Raw genomic sequence first — 24,721 nt, 5'->3', positions numbered from 1 at the left:
GGGGTATAGCTTGTTTTTGCTCATTTATTTCAACCATTTATTACCTGAACCAGAAACTTTCAAATAATACGTAAGCCGTAAAGGGCCGGATTGCGGAATTATTGCTTATTGAGTTACTTTTGCGCACCTGATTTCAACATGACTACACAAACCATCGAGGCCCGCTTCAATCAACTTGCCGATGATCTTTCTGAAAATGGATACGGCATCATCGAGTCTTTTCTCAGCGATGAGGAGGTAAAGGACATCTTGAGCGTTTTGGATGACTATCAGGAAGCTGGCGACTTAAAGAGAGCCGGCATAGGGCAGGCTGAAAACCATCAGGTTGATAGGTCGCAGCGGGGAGACTTGATCAGGTGGATAGAGCCTGAGAAAGCGAAGGATCCCACCCAGGTGTATTTGGATAGGATGCGGGAGCTGATGCAGTTTATCAATAGAACGTGCTTTCTAAGTCTGAAAGACTTTGAGTTTCATTACACGCTTTACCCGGTTGGCACTTTTTACAAACGGCATTTGGATCAGTTCAAGCAGGACGACCACCGGAAGCTGAGTGTCATTTGTTATCTAAACTTCGATTGGAGTGAGGGGGACGGCGGACAGTTGCGGATGTACAAACCTGTTGGCGCTGACGAGCAGATAGTGGACGTGTTGCCAGTGGCAGGAAGATTGATCTGCTTCAGAAGCGATTTGCTGGAGCACGAAGTACTGCCAACAGCAAGAGAGAGGAAAAGCCTGACCGGTTGGCTGCGTGATCAGTTGCTCGATGTGCCATTTTAATGAGAGACAAAAAAATAGGCGCCGGCTGTTTTTAAATTTCCGTCGTATAGCTTCGTCTCAAACCGTTCCTGTTTTTTGTTTTCGAGCGTTCGTGGATCTACATGCCTGACATTGATGGAAACATTTCCATCTTCATAAACCCTGACTTTCAAGTAGTTATACACATAACCGCTACCAACTGGGTTCTCAATCATTTTACTCTCAGAAAAAGTGATGAACGCCTTGCCGTTCTTTACAGCATTCCTGCCGAAGTACTCAAAAAAGTCAATGTTCATTCCTCCCACTATGTCGGGTGCACTTTCGACTTTCTTTTCATCCACATAAAAATCGCATTTGGCATAGTAGAAAGTGCCTTTCACGTCATATCCTCTCTTAAAGGTTTCCAAAAGCTCTTCAAAGGTTAGTAAAGGACTATTTTGAGCAAATGTGGGAGCAAAAAACGTGAAAAATACCAGAGAGATAAGCAGCAGCCTTTTCATAGATGGAGAATTTAGACTGTAAATTAAACTATTAATTGCACTTTTCAGATACAGACAAGAGGCTGGTTGCTGTTTAACGCTACTTATTTCGGAGGAAAAAGAAAAAGATCCGCCCCATGCCACAATGAAACATAAGATATGAAATGTGACTTGCCAGGATGATGAAGGGAGGGTGTAGGAGATGCCGAAAAGCGGCTGGTAATGAAGAGGTTCATTTAGCCAGGGCAGTTTTGGAGGGGATAAAAATTCCAAAAAAATAGAAAATTAGCGGAATCCCTTGCTCAGCAATTACGTTCTTCGAAATAGCTAATTCTTGTATTTATGACCGATCTTCTGGCTGCCCGCTCACAAATGGCAGTGTCCCTGGGTTTTCACATCATATTCTCCTGCATCGGGATGGTCATGCCATTTCTCATGGCTTTTGCCAACTACAAATGGCTCAAGACCGGCCAGGAGGACTACCACCGTTTAATGAAGGCCTGGGCCAGAGGTGTGGCTATTTTTTTTGCTGTAGGCGCAGTGTCGGGCACTGTGCTCAGTTTCGAGCTGGGGTTGCTTTGGCCGGGCTTTATGGAACACGCCGGGCCTATCATTGGTATGCCTTTTTCGCTTGAAGGAGCAGCGTTCTTTCTGGAGGCAGTAGCACTTGGCTTATTTCTATATGGTGAAAAGGTGTTGAAGCCCTGGGTGCATTTTACGTCGGGAGTTTTCGTTGGCATTTCCGGGGTGGCATCTGGCATTCTGGTGGTAGCGGCCAATGGCTGGATGAATAGCCCGTCAGGTTTCGACTGGGTAAACGGGCAGGCGTTGAACGTGGATCCTATAGCTGCTATGCTAAACGAGGCCTGGTTCACTCAGGCTTTGCATATGACGCTGGCCGCCTTTGTCGCCACTGGATTTGGCGTGGCTGGGGTGCATGCCTGGCAATATTTAAAAGACAGAAGCAAATTGCTCCATCTTCGGGCACTCAAAATAGCTCTTGTATTCGGGGCAGTGGCTGCTTTTTTACAGCCGTTCAGCGGTCACCTTTCGGCGGATGATGTGGCACACAGGCAGCCGGTGAAGCTGGCAGCAATGGAGAGTCATTTTGAGACGGAAAAAGGTGCTTCATTCGTTATTGGCGGGGTTCCCGATGAAGAAAAGGGAGAAGTGAACTATGCTATCAAGATTCCTTACCTGCTGAGCATACTGGCATTCACTGATCCGATGGCTGAAGTGAAAGGGCTTGATGCGTTTCCAAGAGACGAGTGGCCGCCTGTAGCCATAGTACATTTTGCTTTTCAGACTATGATAGCGATAGGGGTGCTGCTTATGCTTATCGGTGTGATTTTTCTCTTCGGCCAATGGAAGAGGCCGCTGCTGGTTCAAAGCACGTGGTTTCTCAAACTACTGGCATTCGCCACTCCATTAGGCTTTTTGGCTGTGGAGGCTGGCTGGGTGGTGACAGAGGTGGGAAGGCAGCCGTGGATTATTTATGGGATCATGAAAACAGCCGACGCCGTAACGCCCATGCCTGGCATAGCGTATTCATTTTATGTAACCACAGGTATTTATTTGGTACTGGCCATTTTAGTCTTTTGGTTGATGGGGCGGCAAATCACCGTGTTCAATGAGGAAAAGGAGGTAGCTCATGTTTGAGTGGGTTGTGCTGGTGCTGCTTATTTCGCTTTTACTCTATGTTCTGCTGGGCGGTGCCGACTTTGGTGCAGGCATTCTGGAGCTGTTCTCGCCGAAAGAAAAGTTTGATGAACTGAAAGCCACTACTTACCAGGCCATTGGGCCGGTATGGGAGGCTAATCACGTGTGGCTCATTATTATTATTGTTATTTTATTCAATGGCTTTCCGGCAGCCTTCAAAGTAATCTCCATTTACCTGCATATTCCGCTTTTGTTGATGCTTGTTGGCATTATTGTCAGGGGAACGGCTTTTGTGTTCCGGCATTATGATGCTGTTCAGGGTAGGTCTCAAAAGGTGTATTCCAGGATGTTTGCCTGGTCAAGCCTGGTTACACCCTTTTTTCTGGGAGTGATTGCAGGTGCCATAGTGCTGGGTAGAATGCCCGTTGACGTTGAAAACTTCCATCAGGCGTTCGTGGCACCATGGCTCAACTGGTTCACTGTGGCGGTAGGTATTTTCACATCATCACTCTTTGCTTTTTTGGCAGCTACGTTTCTCATACCTGAAATTGAGGATCGGGGCACCAAAGAGCTTTTTCGCAAGAATGCGTTGCTGACGAATATATTGGTGGTAGTAACGGGTGGATTAGTGTTTGTGGCAGGCCTGGTTGAAAAAATTGACTTTCCCAGGTTGTTCTTTTCCCACCCTTTCGGCCTTGTTAGTGTCATTCTTGCCACGGTAGGCCTTTTGGTGCTGGCTGTTACGCTGAGGAAGAAATGGGACCAGCTTTCGAGACTGCTGGCAGGGCTGCAGGGAAGTTTGATTGTGCTGGGCTGGCTGGCACTTCAGTACCCTAATCTGATTGTCTTCGTTGACGGGACGGTGATAACACTTGAAGAAGCTGCAGCCCCGGAGCTGGTGATATCAATTTTAGGCACGATGTTGGCTGTTGGTGTTGTGCTAATATTACCAGCATTGGGCTATTTGATATGGGTTTTTAAGTATCGCAAAGGTTTGCGGTAATTTTTTTCAACAAATCAGGCGTTCCGTTAAACTTTTTTCAATAAATTTACGTCTGTATTGAAACAGGAGAAATCAAGAAATTAACAATATGCTAATGAGTTCTTGATTCTGCGCATAAAAAAAGGGGCTAACTTTGCCCCTGATAGTAGAATCCTCTCATTAATAAAGAGTGTAGTTTAAGTAGGTATGTGTTCTGAGCACCTTCGGCTTTTGGCCCAAGGTGCTTTTTATTTGCTCCAATGTAACTGAGATTTTTTCATTTTCACAACTCTTTTTCTGAAATTTTATCAAAGCAATCGTTTGAAAAGTTAGTTATATAACTATTCTTCGAAATCCTATAAAAATTGCTTGCTGTGGTTGGGGCTTCGGATCAAGTGGAGATCCGGGGAGTATCGTGAGAGTGTATAATCATGCTGCGAGCAATACGTATTCGCTAAAGCAGGGCGTTAGACGGTAGACTGGTCGATGAGCTACATTTATTCCTTTTCGGCGGGTATTTATAACTTGACTAGTCTAAAGGACTGTAGAGAGCCATTTGTAGGGAAATGTAGAATATATACCCCTGAAGGATACGAAACCAAGTCAATCATGAGTTCGCCCGAAGCAACAGTTACCTTTGGTTTTATATGTTGGCCAGCGGTGTTGTAAATTTTCACGTGCGAAGGATTGAAATTGTGCGAGCCTTTTAACTTGAACCTGTTGCCTGATGGATTGGGGTAGATTGTCAGGTTGCTTGATAGCGTAAAGTCAACCTTTTCAATGTGGGAATATGAAATTGTGCCGTCAAAGTCCGTTTGCTTGAGTCTGTAGAACGATTTTCCCGGGTAGGGTTGATGATCAGCAGCACGATAGGTTCGCTTGTCAGACGTAGTGCCAGCTCCCTTCACCTGAAGAATCTCTTGCCAATTTTGGGCATCAAGTGAGCTTTCAACAACAAAGAAGTCATTGTTCAGCTCTGATCCTGTCACCCACTCGATAGTCACCATGGTGTTGGTTGGCTTTGCCGAGAAGCTCAATAATTCAACTGGCAGTGGCACTGATACATCGGTATTACCCAAACTGAACCTGTCCCCATCCTGAAAAGACACTCCGGAAAATACGGCGATTTTATTTGATACGGTTCCTGCTAGTGGAGTCACGTCATTTGTAGAAAAATCGCCATCCCGGTCAACAAGCAGTCTCAAATTGGAGCCAAGCGGACTTCCGCCCACTCCACTGAAGTCAAAAGAGATGGAAACGGTACCTACGTCACCTGCTTTAGTGACGATCCAGTTTCTTGAGAGCTTTTCTTCTATCTCGGTTCCGTCAACATCGGTACCAACTGCTTTGGTTGTTGAATTAATAGCTGCATTGTCATGTCCCCAAAACATGAATTCTCCATCGTCCAGATCACTGGGGTTCCATACACGGAGTATACCCGACCCACGGGCATCTGCGTGTACTGAACCGTCGGCAGCCCTTCCAATGCCAGCTACTTCAAAGTCATAGTCTCCATTTCCCGGATCATCCATTGTGTATACATCGTTTCCGGAGGCGGAAATATCGATATCGTATTTTGCGGACAAGTAATTGTCGATGATGATTCTTTGGGCAGTATTTACCTCGCCATCGTACATCGCTATTTCAGCAATCTCTCCGGTTAGGAGAAATCCAGTTGTTGTGGCCGTTCCACGTCGGGCGCCCACCAGCACGTCAGTGGTGGTCACGGTTCCTGTGCCTACTCCGCCTCCTGATACGTTGACAGCTTCATCAGACCAGGAGTTTTTTGCTGTCGTATTGTTGATGTGAGCTCCGATAGCCCAGGAATCGGCGGTATTGATTGTGCCGAGCCCATAGTTGCCACCGATGAAAGAGGTAAAGGTGTTGGCATCCATAGTATATTGATACTGCCTGGTGCCGGAAGTGGCTGTTGCCTTAGAAAAAATAGTACCGTTATTGCCCGAGGGGACATTGTAAACTGCAAAGAAGGACCAACTATCTGTGCCGGGAATTAAGTTGAGGCCGGCGGGGGTGCCAAGGTTTAAAAAGTCTCCTCCGTCGAAACTTACCGATGGGAGCGAAGTATTTACGGCGTTGGCATTGAATGTTGGCTCCTCAGCTGAAACGCCACTTGACGCAGCAGTCAACCCGTTTCCTGATGCATCTGGCCAGGCTGTAACAGCAACGCCGTCAGACAGGCTCAAATCATTTGCCCTAAGCCACAACTGGTTGTTGTTTTGGTCGCCAACTCCGCCTGGCCCGGCATTTCCTGTGATAAAATTCCCAGTGGGCGTGATTGGAAAAGCGCCACAATTACTGGAGCATGTGAGACTAAAATCGGCACATACCTGATCGAGGCTCCCACCATTAAAGAATTGGATGGTAGGGTCTGCACCCCCGTTGCCAAGGTTTACGATGCCGCTGCCACAAAGTGTAGCATCTGTCCAATCGATGTAAATATCATCTGCACCAAAAGATGTATTGTCGATGATAGCAACGCTGTTTCCCGACAGGATCAAGTCGTCAGTGTTGGTGAAATTAGCCGTTGATGCAAGTTCGAAGTAGCCAAGATTAACGATATCTTCTGTCACCGTGAAAGTGCCTCCATTTTCCACCAGCGTATAGCCTTCTATCATTACCTCTTCACTTGAGGTGAGCGTTCCTCCGTTGGCAACGACAATATCTCCCGTATGATAAAACATTTGATCTGTAGAGCCGGTAAAAGCGCCCACATTGGCTCTCGCCAGACCCGCCGGCGATTGAGAACACCCGCCATTGTCATCTACATTATCGATAGTGATAGAGTGTCCATTTTGTATAACGACATTGTCGGTTCTTTTCGGAAAGACGCCAGCGCCCACAGGGCCGCTGGAACCGTCAGGAGTAAAAGACCAGCTGGAATTGGACTCCCACGCTCCGGAAGCAAAAGAATAGAATGTGCGAGAAGCATTGAACTCCCCACTAGTGGTGTAAAATGTTGCGTCTTCACGTTGATTGTTGTACTCAGTTTCGATCCAGCTGGCGCTAAAAATTTCATTTGAAAGCCGGGCATGATCAAGGTCGCCATTCCAACCTTCATTGCGGGCCGCATTTGCCCGACCATCGTTACCAATGTCGAGATAGCTTTCCAGCGTGCCCAACCCATTATAAGCCTCCGTGTGCTCCAATTGACCATTTACGTACACTGAACACGTCGTGCCATTCCAGGTGAGAGCGATATAGTTCCATACATTGGGAGCTAAATTTATAATTCCCTGCTCCAGATTGTGATTGTTACCAAAACCCAAATCTAGCCCGCCCGCTCCATCGTCGGTATACAACTGGATCCTGTCGGCAAAGCCTGAGGGGTTTGACGTATGGCCATACATATACTGTTCTGTTCCTGTGAAAGTCGATGTATAGGCCCAAATTGAAACCGTGCCCTGCCCGGTAGCAATTGAAGATGAGGGGATTTGAACATAGTCATTTACACCAAAATTTTGCCCATCAGCAATTAAAGCTGGCGATGTGTCGGTGCTTCCGGTATTTGTTCCCGCAGTGCCACCAGTGGCGTCGTTGAAGTCGTCGTTGAGGAAATACACGGCGTCAAAATCTGAGTTCCACACGCTGGTAACGGAGGGGTCTGCTGACACTGAACAATTTCCATAGAAAATGTAAATATCCGTATCAGTAGAATTGCTCAACGTAGGAATTCTGACCCAGGCCACATACTCGCCTGTTGTGGGATCATACGACTCAATTTGATGATCCAGAAGGGTTACACCTGCCTGGTCGGCACCAAAAATGATGTCGTACCCGGTAGCATCTTCAACGTGTCCCCCATTACCTACGGATCTTAAATCCAAATCGGCGGTGGCACCCATGAACCTGATCATGACAGGGAAATCAGTTAGTGGACTTGCACCCATTACTTCAGATGCATCGATAGTAATTCGCTTGCCGTAGCCATACCCCTCGGTTTGGGAAAAAACTTCTGTTGAAAACGCAAGTATAAAAACGATAAAAAAAGCTCTACAGATATAAGACACTCGATGTATAAATTAGGTGATGTACCAAAAACTGAAACAACATCATTGCTGGCATTTTTCGACAAACTATTCACAATTGAATACAGTTCTAACTTTGAAAGTAACCTTTTTGACCGTAGACGTCAAATTTTTGCCGTTAATAATAATCCACACTCTCGGCTACTTAAATTGATTTGATGACTTTCTTTCTGTTTCCAAGGTGTAAGACCGAACTCCAGTTACCTTACACCGTGGCCAACGGCACAGTGCAACCCATTCGTTTTAAATCAGTCTATTTAATTTACAATTGTGAAACATAGCTATTAGTTTCACGTTAGTAGATCAAATAATTTTGTGAACAACCCTGAACCTCAATTTGTATGCAAAGAATCAACCTTGGCGAATTTGAAGAGCTGGTATTGCTCATAACGGCAGTGCTGCATGAAAACGCTTATGGAATCAGCGTACTACAGGAAATAGAAGCTCAAACCGGACGGCAGATCAATATCAGCGCCGTGCATTCGGCGCTCGACAGGCTCGAGCAAAAGGGATACCTGAAATCATACCTGGGTGGTGCTACGAATGAGAGAGGCGGCAGAAGAAAAAGGCTGTTTTCTGTTACAGCGAGTGGAGCAAAAGCGCTTTCGGACGTGAAGGAAATGCGCAACACCCTGTATGATCAAATTCCGAAGGTAACGCTGAAGTTAAATTTTGTATGACCGAACAGCACTTACCGGAGCCACCTGGCTGGGCCTTAAAGTTATTGCATTGGTATTGCAAACCGAGGTATCTGGAAGCTATCGAAGGTGACCTCTATGAGCTTTTTGACCTGCGTTGCCAAAGTGCAGGCGAAAAGGTTGCAAGAAGAGGGTTTGTCTGGGATGTGGTCAGGTTTTTCAGGTGGAAGTACATAAAAGGACTAGAAAACTCAAAACGACTAAATCAATTCGACATGTGGAAAAACTACTTTAAAATCTCACTGCGAAGCCTCTGGAGGCAAAAGTTTTACTCCGCCATCAATATAACGGGTCTTTCTGTCGGCATAGCATGTTGTTTGCTGATCATTATTTACATCAAGCACGAGCTGAGTTATGATAGGTTTTGGAAAGATGGTGACCGGATTTACAGGATTGCCATCAATGATCGTGGGCCATATACCCCCACCAGGCTTGGCTCATTTCTAAAGAGTGATTATCCAGAGGTGGAGTCGTACACAAGGCTGAATGGGCTTTATGATTTTTCTTTTGCCATTGGCGATAACGTCTTCTCAGAGCCCGGAGGTAGTTTGGCGGACTCCACAGTATTTGAGGTGTTCGACGTCAAGTTTATTGAGGGAACACCGCAAGGAGCACTCTCCGAACCCAACACAGTTGTTTTGACGAAAAGTGTAGCTGACAAGTATTTTCCTCATGAAACTGCTGTTGGCAAAATCATCAAATCTTCAGGTGACGCAGTGAAAATTACGGCGGTGGTGGAGGATCCGCCGGCCAATAGCCACATGCCGTTCAAATACCTGGTGGCCATGCCCCACGAGTATTGGGCCACCACCGGTTGGTGGACAGGTAACAACTTTTTCACATATGTGAAGCTTGCGGAAGGTGCTTCGGAAGAGGCCTTTGAGGCTAAAATACTCGATTTTATGCGCAAGCATATGGCCAAAGACCTGATGGAAACCTACCACTATGACAACTTTGATGACTATCTCGCATCGGATGATTCATACAGATTTACATTGGTGCCAATTCAGGAAATCCACCTCAATTATCCCAGGTTAACGCTGGCCGAAAGCGCTGGCGACATGGACAACATTTATATATTTTCGGCCGTTGCCTTCTTTATTTTGCTTATCGCCTGCATCAATTTTATCAACCTGAGTACGGCCCGATCGGGCAGCCGGTCGAAGGAAGTGGGGATACGGAAGGTGCTTGGGTCGGTCAGAGGTGAGTTGATCAGACAGTTCATGGTGGAGTCATTTCTCATCAGCATTTTTTCGCTCAGTTTGGCTATTTTACTATCGCTCGTAGTGCTGCCGTATTTCAACGACCTTTCCGGCAAGCAGTTCCAGTCAACAGATCTCATCACCGTGGATAATATGCTTTGGTTAACAATGCTGCTTACAGCCGTGGGTATCATTGCGGGCAGCTATCCTGCGTTGTATCTTTCTTCATTTAAGCCTGTGGCTGCTTTGAAAGGGGAGCTCAAGTCAGGTAAATCCGGGTCATTTTTGAGAAAGGCTTTAGTGAGCTTCCAGTTTGCGATATCCATTTTCCTTGTGATTGCCACCGTGATTGTGTACCAGCAGATCAACCACATGACCAATCAGAAGCTGGGCTTCAATTCGAGCAACACCATGGTGATCAAGGCTGGGTCAGCATTAAAAGACAGCGGCCCGTTTTTCAGATCAAAGCTACTTGAAAACCCAAATATCGGGAGCGTGGCGGCAAGCACTACCTACCCCTCACAATTTGTGGGGGACTGGGGTTATAGTACTGTGGGCGACGTGAAGGACAACTATAGTCTTTACACGATGTTCGCCGATAGTTATTATTTAGAAACCATGGGAGTGGAGCTGGCTCAGGGTAGGTTCTTCTCAAGAGAGCTGGCTAGTGACACTGCCTCCATTGTGCTGAATGAGGCTGCTGTAAGAGAGCTGGGCTGGGACGACCCGATCGGTCAGCGGCTGGAAAGATCGGAAGGGGTATTGACGGTGATTGGTGTAGTGAAGGACTTTAATTTCTCCTCTCTTAAAAGAAAAATAGGGAGCCTGGCTATCAGGTATGACCCTGAAATTCACAAGACCAAGTGGGGCTCTGCCTATTACCTGGCGAGGGTTAATGGTAACTACCAGGAAACTGTCAACTACGTGAATGAGCTTTGGGGCACCACTGCTCCCGAGGAGCCGTTCGACTATGACTTTGTTGATCAGGCATTTGCAAAGCTCTATGAGTCGGAGGCAAAGTTCGGAAAGATATTTACCGTTTTTTCAGCGCTAGCCATTCTTATTGCCTGCCTGGGGCTGTTTGCCATGGCGGCTTACACGCTTGAGAAAAGGTTTAAGGAGATTGCAATCAGAAAAGTGTTGGGGGCCAGCGTATTTTCGATTACCACTTTGGTGCTGTCTGACTTTACGAAGCTGATTCTCTTCGGCTCAATCATAGCTGTTCCCCTTGCGTTCTATGTGATGGACCAATGGCTGCAAGAGTTTGCTTACAGAATGGAATTGGGCATTGTAGTGTTTCTTATGCCTGTTTTGGCCGTGACGCTGTTGGCCTGGCTAACGGTAATTTACCAGTCGTTGAAAACTGCTACTGGCAACCCGGTAAATGCGCTGAAGCAGGAATAAGCTTTCTCAAAATTGAATGAAAAGGGGCCGGTTGGCTCCTTTTTTTGTTTTGTGGCAATTACAAAGAGCCGACGTTGCATCTTGCTGTTCGCTTCTTATTGTGTATTTTAAATCCAAACTATACCCGGCTTTCGTATGTTGTAGTGACACGTTACCGCCATCAACCTGTTAAGTATTTATCGAGTAATAAATAAAAAATGGTAACACCTCCAATTTCGAAGGATGAAAAGGCTCGTTTGGCCGATTTACTTTCCTACAACATTTTAGACACACCTGAAGAGGAAGAGCTGAATGAAATTGTTCAGCTAGCTTCAGAAATCTGCAATAAACCCATCTCAACAATTACCTTGATTGACGAGAAGAGGCAATGGCATAAGGCCAGAAAGGGAATTGAAGGCAGGGAAGGAGAGCGGGATTTCGCTTTCTGCGCCCATGCCATCCATGGCGACGATCTGATGATGGTGCCAGATGCCGAAAAAGACGAACGATTTCACGACAACCCGCTCGTGGAAGGAGCTCCTTACATAAGGTTCTACGCTGGTGTTCCTCTCAGGTCGGCAAAGGGATACAACCTCGGAACTTTGTGCGTTATTGGAACGGAACCGACCACACTCAGCGAGGTGCAACAACGGGCGCTAAAGATATTGGCTAAGCAGGTGGTGACCTATTTTGAGCTTCGGAAGAATAACCGTCACCTGACCGAAGTACTCAAAACCGTTGATAAACAAAAAGAAGAGCTTTCCTCCCACAATAAGACACTTACCAGGCTGTTGTCGATCATTGGCCACGATTTGAAGGGGCCTGTTGAGAACTTGAAACAGCTCTTCAGTCTTTTTGTGAGTGGGAAACTTTCTAAAGAAGAAATAGATAGCCTGGCAGCCGATTTGAATGAGCGCCTCGAAAGCACCTCCGATTTGCTCGGCAATCTGCTTAGCTGGGCGACCAGCCAGCTCAACGATGCATCTTTACATTCGGATAAGGTTGACTTGCACGATATTGCCGAGGAGCAGCTCCACAGGATTAAGTGCAGTGCTGTTGCGAAAGGAAATAGCTTACTGAATAAAGTAAAGAAAGGTTCCGTAATAACCGCTGATAGGGACATCATCAGGTTTGTGATAAGAAACCTGGTCACCAATGCGAACAAGTTTACCTCCGAAGGCGCTATTTCAGTAACCCTGGAGGAGAGTGTAGGCCTGAATAGAATTGTTGTGGCGGACACTGGCAAGGGAATGTCGCACGAGGCCATTAAAGCCCTTTTTAACTGGAACGACAGGCGCACCACCGCAGGAACCTCAGGAGAAAAGGGGTCTGGCCTGGGTTTGCTCATTGTCAGGCAGTTCGCCAGCCAGTACAATGGCCGCCTTATCATTGAAAGTGAAGTGGGTAAGGGTACCAAAGTTGCTTTCGAAATGGCAAAAGACATCAACACGGAACCATCATCGGATTAGCCATACATAACGCAACGGCCTCCCAAATGCCCTGAGTGCATCTTATAAAAATGTTATGTGCCGACTCAGTCGCTCTGCTTTACTTTACTCCTGATCAAATCAATCGATTATGTCTAAAAAAGCAGGGGCGAGGCTCCTAATAACAACACTTTTGGTAACGCTGACCTATGGGTTTTCGCAGGCCCAGGCTGACTACCGGTCGGGTCAGCAGATAACAACGCAGCTACAATCACTTTCACGGCAGTATTCCTCACTTGCAAAGCTGCAGTCCATTGGGAAGAGTGACGGAGGCAAAGACATTTGGGTGCTGACACTCGGCTCGGGAGACATCGACAATCATCCGGCCGTTGTGGTGGCTGGTGGGGTTGACGGGCGATATGTTGTAAGCACGGAGCTGGCACTCAAGTTTGCCGAGCAGCTGCTGGGTTCGTCGCAGACCGACTCGGTGAAGAATCTCCTGGCCACAACTACTTTCTACGTGCTGCCCAATGTAAATCCGGAAGCAACGGATCAGTTTTTTGCCTCACTCAGGTACGCCAGAACTGGCAACGGCCGGGCCACCGACGATGACCGTGACGGCCAAAATGGCGAGGACGGTTATGAAGACCTCAATGGAGACGGGCTTGTGACGATGATTCGGGTGGAAGATGCTACTGGCGAATGGAAGAAAAGCGAAGCCGACGACCGCATTATGGTAAAGGCTGCTGACGGCGAAACAGGTGGTTACCTCTATCTCACAGAAGGTACCGACAACGATAAAGATGGTGCATTCAATGAAGACGGTGCTGGTGGCATCAACTTCAACAATTCACTCACCTGGGACTTCCCCTATTTTCAGCCTGGTGCTGGCGATTTCCCTGTGGCCGACAAGGAAAACCGTGCAGTGCTCGATTTCCTTTTTGAGCGCTGGAATGTTTTCGCTCTGGTTACTTTTGGTTCGTCCGATAACCTGAATGCTCCGATAAAATATAATGCAGGCGAGGCGTCGAAAAGAGTGCTGAAAGGTGTGCTGAAGTCGGACGCTGACGCTAATGCATTGGTATCTAAAAGCTACGCAGACATCGTTGGCAAAAAAGAAGGAGCGCAGCCCGTAGTGCAGGGAGGTGGTTTCATGGAATGGGGTTATTTCCACTATGCCCGCTATTCGTTTGGTACACCAGCCTGGAGCTGGCCGGAGTTCAAAATGCCGGAGGATAGTGCTGCCAAGGCAAAATACAAGCCCAACAAAGACAAAAACAAAGAAGTGGATTACCTACGTTGGGCTGAAGCCAATAGCCACGATTTGTTTGTGGAGTGGAAGCCGGTAAACCATCCGGACTTTCCAGGCAAAAAAGTGGAGGTAGGCAGCTGGAAGCCTTTTGCTCCCTACAATCCGCCTTTCAGTTTGGTGGCGGACATCTCCGACAAACAGAATAAGTTTATTCTGAAGCTGGCCTCTATGAAGCCTCAGGTGAAAATAGAAAACCTCGTTGTGGAATCAGTTGGTAAGGGGATGACACGTATTACGGCTGATATTTTTAACGCAGGCACGCTGGCCACCATGACAGAATTAGCGCAGAAGACACGCTGGGTACGAATGACCAAGGTGGAAATGACATTGACGGGAAGTCAGCAGATCGTTTCCGGTGACAAAGTGAAGCTTATTTCCTCTATTGACGGGGGAGACAAAGTGACGATGTCGTGGCTTGTGAAAGGCTCAGGCAGCGTGAAGCTTTCTGCCGGCTCGGCACAGACGGGCATCGATACCAAAACCATCACCCTTAAATAAGAACAGTCATGAAGAGAATTATATACACTTTCATCATTCTTTTGGCGGGGTTGAGTGTTTCGGCCCAAACGCCAGATCAGATATTTAAAGCAGCGGGCAGCCCGCCAAACCCAAAGGTGCAGGTAAGCTGGAACAGGTACTACACCTCCGAAGGGCTGTGGGCTATTGCCAAAAAACTGGCCGAAGCACATCCTAATCTTGTGAAGGTGGAGACTATCGGCAAAACCTATGAGGGGCGTGACATGATTGCCCTGACCATCACAGATTTTTCCAAAGGCAATGTAGATCGCAAGCCAGGGATGTATGTAGATGGAAACATCCATTCCAATGAAATCCAGGGTGGTGAATTTGCCATGTATACAGCCTGGTATCTGGCAGAAAGCTGGTACTACAATGATTTCATCAAGGACCTACTGGCTGACAAGGTGTTCTACATTGTGCCTACTATTAACCCTGACGCCAGGAACGACTATATGAAAGGCGTTAACACTGCCAATACGCCCCGCTCAGGCATGATGCCGATCGATGACGACAGGGACGGGTTGGTTGACGAAGATGGCTACGACGACCTGAACGGCGACGGCGAAGTAACGATGATGCGCCGCAAAAACCCCAACGGACGCTACATCATCGACCCCACTGATCCACGGCAAATGATAGAGGTTGAAGCAGGGGAGCCCGGTGAATACGAAATGCTGGGCTATGAAGGTAAAGACAACGACGGCGACGGTGAAGTGAATGAAGACAGGGTGGGTGGCTACTACGATCCCAACCGTGACTGGGGCTGGAACTGGCAGCCGGAGTACATCCAAAGAGGGGCACATAAGTATCCGTTTTCTGTGCCCGAAAACAGGAACGTGATGGAGTTTGTGATGAAGCACCCCAATATTGGCGGCGCCCAAAGTTTCCACAACTCAGGCGGTATGATTCTCAGAGGTCCTGGGGCTGAAGAGGACAGAGGAACTTACAACTCTACCGACGACAAGGTGTACGACGCTATTGGCGAGCTGGGAGAAAGCATCATGCCTGGCTATACTTACATGGTCGTTTGGAGGGACTTGTACACAGCGTTCGGTGGTGAGCTCGACTGGTTCCATGGATGCCGTGGCATTTTCACTTTCACCAATGAGCTGTACCATCCTTACTTTATGTTTGGCAAAGACTACAAAGGTGGCAGACGTGGCGACGAAGTGCAGAAGGATATGTACAAGTTTGAGAAGAACTTGTTGATGACTGATGCCTTTGTGGATTGGAAGGAATTTGACCATCCCGAGCTTGGCAAGATCGAGATAGGGGGCTTTAGAAAGAATTTTGGTAGAGACAACCCGGGCTTCCTGCTGGAAAACGACGCCCATCGCAACATGGCGTTCCTGATCTTTCATGCTTACCACACGCCCAAGTTGGTGATAGAAAAAGTAGAAGAAAAAGACCTTGGCGGCGGATTGAAGCAGGTAACAGCGACCATTGCCAACAAAAGGCTGATCCCGACGCACTCCAGTCACGATACCAAGAACAAAATCATTCGCCCCGACTACGTTTCCCTCGAAGGAGCCAATGTGGTGGCTGGCATGGTCGTGACCGACGTGGATATGAACAAGACCACCGAGCAGAAGGTAGCTCCTGCCAAAATTGCTTTAGAAAACATACCGGGCATGGAAGCGGTAACCGTTCGCTGGATAGTGAGCGGCTCCGGCAAGTACACCGTGAAAGTGGATAGCGAAAAGGGTGGGGTGGTGACGAGGTAATCGACTAAAACCGATTTGCAATATAAAAGGTCGCCTTGTGCGGCCTTTTTTTGTTTCATAGCATACCTACAGCCTTTTAAGCCGTATTCCTTTGGTAGCAGTTATTTGGAGTCAAAATGATAAATTCCTGTTTTTTTTCACGATCGAATATTTTTTTATCCGATTGCCAGTCCTATTTTTCATATCGTATCAGCATCCGGAATTATCACAATCTATCGACTGTAGCAAGAAATGGATGGCACTGATAACTCAAAACGCTTACATGTAGATAAAATAATTGCGATGCATAAAAGAAAAATACTGTGTTGTCTGGCAATGGGTTTTTGCCTGTCTTTGATTTGGACGACTGACACATACGCTCAGAAGGTTTCAGCGGGCTTTAGCCATGCCTTGTTGATAAAGAAAGACGGAAGCCTTTGGGCCTGGGGCAGCAATGCCAATGGTCAAGTTGGAACTGACTCGAAGGACGATGAATCCACCCCAAGAAGAATTGGAAGTGATAACAACTGGTTCGAGATTGAAGCAGGCGAATCACATTCCCTGGCTATCAAAACGAACGGCACAATGTGGGCTTGGGGTAAGAACGAATTTGGCCGACTGGGGGATGGAACCACAGACGATAAGCTGACCCCAACTCAAATTGGGACAGATACAAATTGGAAGACGATAAGTGCCGGCAAAGAACATTCTCTTGCCATCAAAACCGATGGCACTTTGTGGGCATGGGGTAGAAATGAATTTGGCCAGCTCGGCGATGGTACAACAGAAGACAGAACGGTGCCGGTTCAAGTAGGAACGGATACAGACTGGGCGGAAGTGAGTGCTGGGTACTATCACTCAGCAGCATTAAAAAGTGACAGAACACTTTGGGTATGGGGAGACAATCGGTACAATTATCTGGGGGATGAAGCTACCGTGAATTGCACTACACAGTCACTTGCCAGCCCATCAGGTGATTATGTGATCAACTTCTTCGACTCTTACGGTGATGGCTGGAACAATGCGGCTATTACTGTTATTATTGACGGCGACGAAACCGACTACACGCTAGAAGCCGGATCTTCCGGTTCAGAAACAATCTCAGTACCCAACGGAGCGGCCACTCTTTCATTTGCATTTGTATCGGGAGAATGGGATTCAGAAGTGACGTTTACGATTGCGGATCCAAGCGGCAAGACAATTATATCAGAAGGGCCGAACCCTTTGGCCGGGCCAATTACTCTTTATTTGTGTGATGAAGGAAAGGTCGACAAGAAAACCACTCCGGTAAGGCTCAACCAGGATATCGACTGGTCTGTGGTAAGCGCAGGGAATTCAAATACGCTTGCGACTAAATCAGACGGGACTTTGTGGGCATGGGGAGCCAATCCCTATGGACAACTTGGCAATGGCACAACAGATGATATTATAATCCCAACAAAGGTTGGCAGCTCGACCGACTGGCGTGATGCCTCGGCGGGCGGGCTTCATTCTCTTGCAATAAAGACTGACGGGAGCCTGTGGGGCTGCGGATACAACGTTGATGGAGCTTTAGGAGACGGCACTGTGCAGGATAAGCCCGTGTTCAGCCAGGTCACGGAGGCAGGCCCATGGATGGGAGCCTCTTCAGGCTGGACTTATACTATTGCGGTACAAACTAACGGGACACTTTGGACGTGGGGGAGCAATAATTATAATGTTTTGGGAAACGGGGAGAATTGGAAAGCAAACATCCCCATGCAAATAGGGCCGAGCGAAGATTGGCGGTCGATTATTGCATCAAATACGCACTCGGTTGGACTACTCGAAGACGGTTCGCTTTGGGCTTGGGGAAGCAATTTTCGGGGCAAGCTTGGACATGGCGATTCTCAAAACAAATCAATCCCCGTTCAAGTGGGATCGGCAACGGACTGGGAGGTGGTATCCACAACAAGGGATCACAATCTAGCAATTAAAACAGATGGAACCTTGTGGGGTTGGGGCTCAAATGCTTTCGGAGAGTTGACCAATGCTCATAATACTTCAGAACCTAACCCTGTGCAGATTGGCTCAGATACGGATTGGAAACTGGCTTTAGCAGCGATGAGCAATTCATATGCAATAAAGTTGGATGGTACGCTTTGGGCCTGGGGGCACAATGGTTCCGGTCAGTTAGGAGATGCTACAAACATCTCACAACCTGCTCCAAAGCAGGTTGGAACAGATACCAATTGGAAGCTTGTTGGGGCCGGTTCGGCTTTCGTTGTAGCACTTAAGGATGACGGTACATTGTGGGCTTGGGGTGGAAACTCATATGGGCAGGTAGGAAATGGATCGACTCAAAATCAAAATACTCCGATGCAAATTGGGACTGATACCGACTGGGACTTCGTGGCCGCTACCACGTACAGATCTTTTGCCATCAAAACGGACGGTACCCTTTGGGGGTGGGGAGAGAATGGGAATGGTTACCTTGGCGATGGATCTAACACTAACATATTGTCACCCGTTCAAATAGGTACTGATGATAATTGGTTGAATGTCAGCCCTCAATGGTCTCAGACGTTGGCAATGAAGTCAGATGGTTCTCTGTGGGCTTGGGGAGACAATTCATTTGGGCAACTAGGTATCGGAATGTACGAAAGTCGAACTGCACCAGTGCGAGTAGGGACGGATGTTGATTGGATCCAGGTCAGTGCAGGCGGAGTACATTCCGTTGCATTAAAGGACAATGGTACATTGTGGACTTGGGGTTACAATTCACAAGGTAGACTTGGTGACGGTAACGCATGGAAAGAATCTCCCCAACTTGCGAAGACGACCATGGACATTCTCCTGTCAAACAGCGAACTTTCGACAGGCGAAGTAGCCACTGAAGTTGGCGCTTTTTCCATTATCAACGGCAGCGATGGTTATGCGCCGAGTTTGGGAATGGTCAGCGGAGCTGGAGATACTGACAATGCCAGCTTTACAATTCAGGGAGGTGCTCTGGTAACTGCAGCAACCCTTGATTTGCAGGCCAAAGCTGTTTATTCTGTGAGAATTCAGGCATCAGATGAGTTTGGTAATACCTTTGCCAAGGCCTTCACAATTAACAGGGTGAATAGTGCACCTACGGCGTTGGCGCTTGATGGTGCCGAAATCGCAGAGAACATGCCAGAAAACACCAAGATAGGCCTCCTTTCGTCAACAGATTCGGATGAAGGAGACACTTTTACCTACTCGCTGGTAGCAGGAGAGGGGAGCGAAGACAACGCCAGCTTCGTTATTGAAGGGAATGAGTTGCAAACTGCATTGGCACTTGACTTCGAAGCCAAAGCCAGCCTCAATGTGAGAATTCAGACAAAAGATGCGGTAGGTGCAGTATTCAGCGCAGCTTTCGTCATCACAATTACCGATGCCAATGACGCACCTACGGCCATATCACTGAGCGCCAGCGAATTTACCGAGAACCTCCCTATCGGCAGCGAACTGGCTTCCTTGACCGCAACCGATCAGGATGAAAACGACAGCCATACCTACACGCTGGTTACCGGCGAAGGTGACACCGACAACGCAAGCTTTACCATCAGTGGCAACAAACTACTGGCCAATACAATATTTGATTTTGAAACGAAGGCAGCCTACACCATTCGAATCCAAACAGAGGATAGCGGCGGAGAGGTGTTCAGCCAGGCTTTTGCACTGACTATTATCAATGCCAATGACCTCCCATCGGACATCCTTCTTTCATCCAGTGTAATTACCCAACAGATAGTTGGGGGTATTGAGGTTGGAGTGCTCAGCACTACAGATCAGGATGCCAGTGACACACACACGTATGAATTGGTCGCTGGCGACGGTAGTACCGACAATACCCTATTTAGCATTACTGATAACAAACTTCTAACGAATGATGCAATAGTCAACAACAAAAAGGAAGCCTACTCAGTCAGAATTCAATCAATGGATGCCTCAGAAGGGGTATTTAGTAAAGCGTTTTCTATTTCCACAGCCAATCTAAAGGCCGAGCAGGTGATTACCTTTGAGCTTCCAGCAAATCTATATCCTGATGAATCACCAGTTGCGCTTTCTGCGAGTTCAACCTCAGAGCTACCGGTCAGCTTTGTGCTTGTCAGTGGCCCGGCAACGTTGGATGGGAATCAATTGACACTGACAGGCTCCGGAGAGGTAGTTGTAATGGCTACTCAAGCCGGAAATGACGACTTTCTTCCCGCAGCAAATGTTACCCGGACATTGGTAGTAAAATCCTTTCTTAGCCTGGCTGTGACGGTCAATACATCTGAAGCTGTGGTTCTTGGCGCTGGAACGGCCACCCTATTGAGCAGTGAGGGCAGCATAATTAAAGAAGCTACAGTAGGTGATGGCAGTTTGCAAATGGATGGATTGAAAGCAGGAAACTACATCTTACAAATTAAACCGGGAGAAGAGGAATCTGAATTGGTCAATACAACCTATTACCCATCGGCGGTCAGTTTTGAAGAAGCCGAACTCATTTCCATTGTTGAGAATACAGCCCTGAGTATGACGATGGTGGCAAAGGAAGAAGTGGTGCAAGGACTGGAAAAACCGTCGGGCTCATTGCAACTTTATCCTAATCCGGCGAGTGACCAATTGGTAGTTTCGCTGAGCTTCGACGAGCTAAAGGCACTTGAGAGCATACGACTGTATTCGATGGATGGCCAATTTTTGAGGAACCTGTCAGTCGAGAAAGGGCAGGCCAGCCTTTACTTAGATGTTAAAACATTGGAACCCGGCGTTTATTTCTTGCGACTCACGTTTCAGGATGGAATTAGTACCGGGAAGTTTCTGAAGGAATAACCTGCCCTATTCAAACAAAAAAAAGGTCGCCCAGTGCGGCCTTTTTTTGTTTCACCCGGTCGGAAACGATAAATCTGGCATTGGAGTTGCTATGTCTTTTTCATTTTAAAACTCAATATGAAAAGACTAGCGTTTATTTTTTTAGCAGCAGTTTCATGCAAAACTGCTCAGGTATCACTTCAGCAAGACTTCGCCGCCAGGGCAGAGTCGTACGAGGTTCAGGGCAAAAATGGCTGGCAGGTCAACCAGGTCATTAAATTTGGCCCTTACGAAACGAGCAAGATTGACCGCAGCATGACCTTCAGTTATCATGTTCCCTTCCTTGTTGACTTTTCCGGCGGAAAGGAAAGCCTTGCTTTTAACATAGTAAACAAAGAGGCTGGCGCTGGGGTAAACTTTCTGGGAGACAGCCGCCTGAAAGATAACCACCTTTCCCTGGCCAAAGGGTATTTTCAGATTCCGCTCAAACAAAAGGATGTCTTTGCAGGCGCCATCTATTTTTCGCAGCCAGAGCTTCAGCGCTTCGACTTTCTTTTGCTCAACCCAAACAACCAGCAACCGACCGCCAAGTGTCAGGGAGTAGTTTTGGATGAAAAAGGCGATGACTACTTTACCATAAAAGGAATAACCAAACTGCAAGGGTCAAAAATCCCTCAAACACAGGTGTTTGGCTATGAATTCCTCCAGGGCGACAAAGTGGTAGGGGCCGTCGAAACCCTCAACAAAGGAAGGGTGTGGTTCGACACGTCGTTAAGTGAAAGAGACAGGCTATTGTTATCGAGCCTGGCAACCGGACTACTTGTGCGGAACAACTTGCAGGAAGAAGTAGAGAACCTGTAAAAGGACTTGAACAAGATAGAAAGCCCTTCATGCCGTATCGGATGAAGGGCTTTCTATTTCTGGCTATTTCCTCACTTCAATATACCTCACTTCCCTCACCGGCGTATTGTCCTCCGTCATGCCTTCCACCACTATCCTGTAAACCGTTGGAGAGTCTGCGGCATAGAAAGAAAACCCGGCTTTACCTGTTTCGCTATCGGTGGTGAGTGCAGGGTTCCAGTAAATGGTCGTGCGGGTGTCAGGCTCGTTGTGACTTTCCTTTGGTTGAGAATAGTCGGGTGCTTTGAATTCCCGGGCTGGGGCGTAGCCTTTTATTGTGTACAGGCTGAAGCCGTCTTTGTTGAAGACGGCGGGTTTTTCGTCTGCTTGTCTTTCTGTTCGTTTTGTTTCAATCATGATCACGCCGCCCGATCCTGTCATGCCAAAAATGGTTGCGCCGTAAGTGTACACATTGATGCTTTTGATCATGTCAACTGTTAGCGACTCCAGGTATTGCCATGGCGTTTCTCCGTAGATTCCACCATATCTCGATCCATCAATGATAACAAGAGGCGGTGCTGCCTTGATGCCCCAATTGTGCCGTTGGAAGCTAGTTCGTCCAGTGCCATTTCTTCCAAGGAATTCAAATACGGTGAGTTGGGAGTTTTTTTCAAAATCTTTTTCCGTAAAAGTCTTGTCGCCAGCGCCGTAGCCGTATTGACTTTCCGACATCGGTTCAATAGGTGTGTCCTCTACCACTATCTCCTGCAACAGCGTGTACTCATCTTCATCTGGCAAAACGAAAATGCGTTGAGGTATCGCAGTTTCTTTTATGTTCAGGTGTAGCACAGGCAGAGAGTCTGGTGCCCTAAGCGGGACTTTTTCATCGATTGTTACCGAGCCGAAAGGACGTCCCTTAGCATCTATTACCCCGAAGGCCACCTGAGCGCTATCTTCAAACTGCAGCCCGCTGGCCCAAAACCTTCCGGCGCTGTCTGTTTCAACAAGGCCATAGTCCTCATACTCTCCCTGCACAATGGTAACCGATGCCTGCTCCGGTAGTTTCTTTTTGTTTCTGAATTCTCCGCTCACACTTATGCCATATTCAATATTATGGTCGGGTGGGCTTTTGGGCTGAGCACTGGAGGCCTGATAGGTCCATTCATATGCATCCTCCAGGGTAGTGGAGGACGGCACTGAAGCCACGTGCAAGGTGTCAGTTACGGCAACCGACAAATTCGCCATCATTGGGACTCCATCAGAGTCGGCGACAACAACTTGCACAGCAATTTTTTCTCTCGGTTTGTAAACCTCCTTCTCTGTGCTTAAAGAGATCATTAGATCAGGGTTCTTTATTTTTGAAGGTCTTGCTTCAGTGTTTTGCACCTGTTCGTAAAGGTTGAGCACATGGATCGATCGATAAAAAATGTCCTTATCATCAAAATTCCGCATCCAGTTCGTATAGGATCGAAGGGTGTACTGGCCTGGAGTTAGATTACCGGGGAGTTGTAGTTGTCCATGACTAACCCCATCCTTGATCGGCAAGGCACTGCTTTGAATGATGGCTTTGTCTGAGTTCAACAGGTCGACGTAAACGACTCTGCTCAAAGTGTCGGTCATAAGGGGGTTTTGAAAAAGCATCTGGGTTTTGAACCAGATGGTTTCCCCCGGATAGTAGTAAGGTTTATCGGTTTGAACATATGGGCGTTCCCGCAGGGCATTGTATTTAATGCCCCTGACGGCAATCTCAGAAGGCTCGGGGTCGAATGACGTATAACTTTTATCGGGGGTGAAATTGTAAGGTAACATTCGGGCCACCCGGTCTCTGGCCATATAGCCCGCAATTATCAACTCACTTGGGTCATACGGCACACCTTTGATGCTTACTGCAACCGTCGAGTCTTTGAAAGTGAGCCAGCTTACAGGATAGTAGGCATCGGCATAGACAAAGTTGGGCCATATTTTTTTGAAATAATGAACTTCCAGAGGGGCTTGTGACCGAACCTTATAGTCTCCTATTCGGTCTCCGGGCTTAAGCATTTTGGACCTCGAAATGGTGTCGAGCATAAACTCCTTATCAACTTCCAGCCGCTTTGTTCTTACATGATGCTTGCCCTCTGGTTTCACAGTGTAAACCTCGAATCCTTCATGCTTTAACCGGTCGTTTATAAGTGCTTTGAACATATGCCTCACCGAGCCGAGGTATACCTCTTGCCTGTTAGTATCCCATGTCTTTGACATAGCGTCGGTGGAATCCATTTCTATAAATTGTATGGGCCCCTCATAGTTAAAACCACTTCTCGTTTGCTGAAAACCCTCCAGGTGATAGATGATTTTGTAACCCAGGCCTGTGTTTTCAATTTCGAGGGGTAGATAACAGGTAGCAGCGAGGTATCTTTGCCCGGCTTTCAGTTTACCCTCATCAAAATCCAGCACCCATGGATTTAGTATTTTTGTTTGCGAAGACAAAGGGTCGTTGTAGGAGCCAATAAAGACCTCTTCGAACCTTTTCAACTGCCTCTCCCACTTCTTGTCTCTTTTTGACTTGAGTTCTACTTCATTGAGTTGTTTTTCAAGAGGTTCGAGTGCAAAGGATATTTTTACATGCTGATTGCCGCTAACCATTACCTTCTCGTAACTGGTGACATAGCCGACAAAGGAAGCAACTACTTCAATGTATCCCGGGCCAGGAATGGGGATGCTAAACTCTCCCTCACCATTACTGACGGCACCGTTTGTGGTGTTGTTGATAAACACGTTGGCAAAAGGAAGGGGTTTATTGGTGGATTTGTCATAGACTGTTCCGTATATGACGAAGCTCTGGGCTACAGAATTTAATGCCAGAGCAAGCCCGAAAAGCAGAAACGGAGCTAATTTTGATAGGGTTTTCAAAAGTGATGAGGGTACCATTAATTACTGCTTCGAAGCATATTTTA

13 protein-coding genes are annotated in these 24,721 nt (G+C 47.3%); 10 read left to right on the top strand and 3 right to left on the bottom strand.

Features of this window, described 5'->3' with window-relative positions; genetic code table 11:
• Window positions 1–138 precede the first annotated feature (138 nt).
• Window positions 139–777, top strand: coding sequence for a 2OG-Fe(II) oxygenase (locus ACMVP2_RS07915; RefSeq protein WP_339787742.1), 639 nt, complete (start codon window positions 139–141; stop codon window positions 775–777).
• Here ACMVP2_RS07915 and ACMVP2_RS07910 read toward each other — a convergent pair.
• Window positions 774–1,256, bottom strand: a complete 483-nt coding sequence (locus ACMVP2_RS07910) for a hypothetical protein (protein ID WP_416867313.1) — start codon at window positions 1,254–1,256, stop codon at window positions 774–776. The two genes, ACMVP2_RS07915 and ACMVP2_RS07910, sit on opposite strands and share 4 nt — an antisense overlap.
• 321 nt (window positions 1,257–1,577) lie before the next feature.
• On the opposite strand from ACMVP2_RS07910, the gene ACMVP2_RS07905 reads away from it, so the two are divergent.
• Together ACMVP2_RS07905 and ACMVP2_RS07900 are read left to right on the top strand one after the other, a co-directional pair.
• Complete coding sequence (locus tag ACMVP2_RS07905; RefSeq protein ID WP_416867312.1) at window positions 1,578–2,894, top strand: cytochrome ubiquinol oxidase subunit I; 1,317 nt, start codon at window positions 1,578–1,580, stop codon at window positions 2,892–2,894.
• Window positions 2,887–3,897, top strand: coding sequence for a cytochrome d ubiquinol oxidase subunit II (locus ACMVP2_RS07900; RefSeq protein ID WP_416867311.1), 1,011 nt, complete (start codon window positions 2,887–2,889; stop codon window positions 3,895–3,897). Before ACMVP2_RS07905 ends, ACMVP2_RS07900 begins: the two co-directional genes overlap by 8 nt.
• A 497-nt stretch (window positions 3,898–4,394) precedes the next feature.
• Here the strand turns inward: ACMVP2_RS07900 and ACMVP2_RS07895 are convergent, their stop codons facing one another.
• Window positions 4,395–7,904, bottom strand: a complete 3,510-nt coding sequence (locus ACMVP2_RS07895) for a DUF2341 domain-containing protein (RefSeq protein WP_416867310.1) — start codon at window positions 7,902–7,904, stop codon at window positions 4,395–4,397.
• 359 nt (window positions 7,905–8,263) lie between these two features.
• Between ACMVP2_RS07895 and ACMVP2_RS07890 the strand changes: the two genes are divergently transcribed.
• The 7 genes from ACMVP2_RS07890 (at window position 8,264) to ACMVP2_RS07860 (ending at window position 21,806) form a co-directional block, all read left to right on the top strand.
• Window positions 8,264–8,602, top strand: coding sequence for a PadR family transcriptional regulator (locus ACMVP2_RS07890; protein WP_339787729.1), 339 nt, complete (start codon window positions 8,264–8,266; stop codon window positions 8,600–8,602).
• Window positions 8,599–11,226: an ABC transporter permease gene (locus ACMVP2_RS07885; protein ID WP_416867309.1), complete on the top strand. Its 2,628-nt coding sequence runs from the start codon at window positions 8,599–8,601 to the stop codon at window positions 11,224–11,226. Before ACMVP2_RS07890 ends, ACMVP2_RS07885 begins: the two co-directional genes overlap by 4 nt.
• Window positions 11,227–11,423: 197 nt before the next feature.
• A complete protein-coding gene (locus tag ACMVP2_RS07880) occupies window positions 11,424–12,674 on the top strand; it encodes an ATP-binding protein (protein WP_416867308.1) in 1,251 nt (416 codons plus the stop codon).
• Between the two features lie 109 nt (window positions 12,675–12,783).
• A complete protein-coding gene (locus ACMVP2_RS07875) occupies window positions 12,784–14,442 on the top strand; it encodes a M14 family metallopeptidase (protein WP_416867307.1) in 1,659 nt (552 codons plus the stop codon).
• Window positions 14,443–14,450: 8 nt separating this feature from the next.
• The gene (locus ACMVP2_RS07870) at window positions 14,451–16,187 is read left to right on the top strand and encodes a M14 family metallopeptidase (RefSeq protein ID WP_416867306.1); all 1,737 of its coding nucleotides are present in this window, start codon (window positions 14,451–14,453) and stop codon (window positions 16,185–16,187) included.
• Window positions 16,188–16,469: 282 nt separating this feature from the next.
• Window positions 16,470–20,966: a T9SS type A sorting domain-containing protein gene (locus ACMVP2_RS07865; protein WP_416867305.1), complete on the top strand. Its 4,497-nt coding sequence runs from the start codon at window positions 16,470–16,472 to the stop codon at window positions 20,964–20,966.
• Window positions 20,967–21,083: 117 nt separating this feature from the next.
• Window positions 21,084–21,806 (top strand): hypothetical protein, encoded by a 723-nt coding sequence (locus ACMVP2_RS07860; RefSeq protein ID WP_416867304.1) that lies wholly within the window; start codon window positions 21,084–21,086, stop codon window positions 21,804–21,806.
• 63 nt (window positions 21,807–21,869) lie between these two features.
• On the opposite strand, the gene ACMVP2_RS07855 is transcribed toward ACMVP2_RS07860, so the two are convergent.
• Window positions 21,870–24,677 (bottom strand): carboxypeptidase-like regulatory domain-containing protein, encoded by a 2,808-nt coding sequence (locus tag ACMVP2_RS07855; RefSeq protein ID WP_416867303.1) that lies wholly within the window; start codon window positions 24,675–24,677, stop codon window positions 21,870–21,872.
• Window positions 24,678–24,721: the final 44 nt, after the last annotated feature.

This window comes from Imperialibacter sp., assembly GCF_048007035.1.
In the GTDB taxonomy this organism is placed as follows: domain Bacteria; phylum Bacteroidota; class Bacteroidia; order Cytophagales; family Cyclobacteriaceae; genus Imperialibacter.
The sequence above is the reverse complement of the archived record's forward strand: the minus strand, read 5'-3'. Positions and strand labels throughout refer to the sequence as shown.

What these genes read in the sequence shown, in the direction of transcription:
- ACMVP2_RS07885 (WP_416867309.1), top strand. Translation starts at nt 8,599, where the DNA reads ATGACCGAACAGCACTTACCGGAGCCACCTGGCTGGGCCTTAAAGTTA.
- ACMVP2_RS07870 (WP_416867306.1), top strand. Translation starts at nt 14,451, where the DNA reads ATGAAGAGAATTATATACACTTTCATCATTCTTTTGGCGGGGTTGAGT.
- ACMVP2_RS07860 (WP_416867304.1), top strand. Translation starts at nt 21,084, where the DNA reads ATGAAAAGACTAGCGTTTATTTTTTTAGCAGCAGTTTCATGCAAAACT.
- ACMVP2_RS07890 (WP_339787729.1), top strand. Translation starts at nt 8,264, where the DNA reads ATGCAAAGAATCAACCTTGGCGAATTTGAAGAGCTGGTATTGCTCATA.
- ACMVP2_RS07905 (WP_416867312.1), top strand. Translation starts at nt 1,578, where the DNA reads ATGACCGATCTTCTGGCTGCCCGCTCACAAATGGCAGTGTCCCTGGGT.
- ACMVP2_RS07880 (WP_416867308.1), top strand. Translation starts at nt 11,424, where the DNA reads ATGGTAACACCTCCAATTTCGAAGGATGAAAAGGCTCGTTTGGCCGAT.
- ACMVP2_RS07875 (WP_416867307.1), top strand. Translation starts at nt 12,784, where the DNA reads ATGTCTAAAAAAGCAGGGGCGAGGCTCCTAATAACAACACTTTTGGTA.
- ACMVP2_RS07915 (WP_339787742.1), top strand. Translation starts at nt 139, where the DNA reads ATGACTACACAAACCATCGAGGCCCGCTTCAATCAACTTGCCGATGAT.
- ACMVP2_RS07900 (WP_416867311.1), top strand. Translation starts at nt 2,887, where the DNA reads ATGTTTGAGTGGGTTGTGCTGGTGCTGCTTATTTCGCTTTTACTCTAT.
- ACMVP2_RS07865 (WP_416867305.1), top strand. Translation starts at nt 16,470, where the DNA reads ATGCATAAAAGAAAAATACTGTGTTGTCTGGCAATGGGTTTTTGCCTG.
- ACMVP2_RS07910 (WP_416867313.1), bottom strand. Translation starts at nt 1,256, where the DNA reads ATGAAAAGGCTGCTGCTTATCTCTCTGGTATTTTTCACGTTTTTTGCT.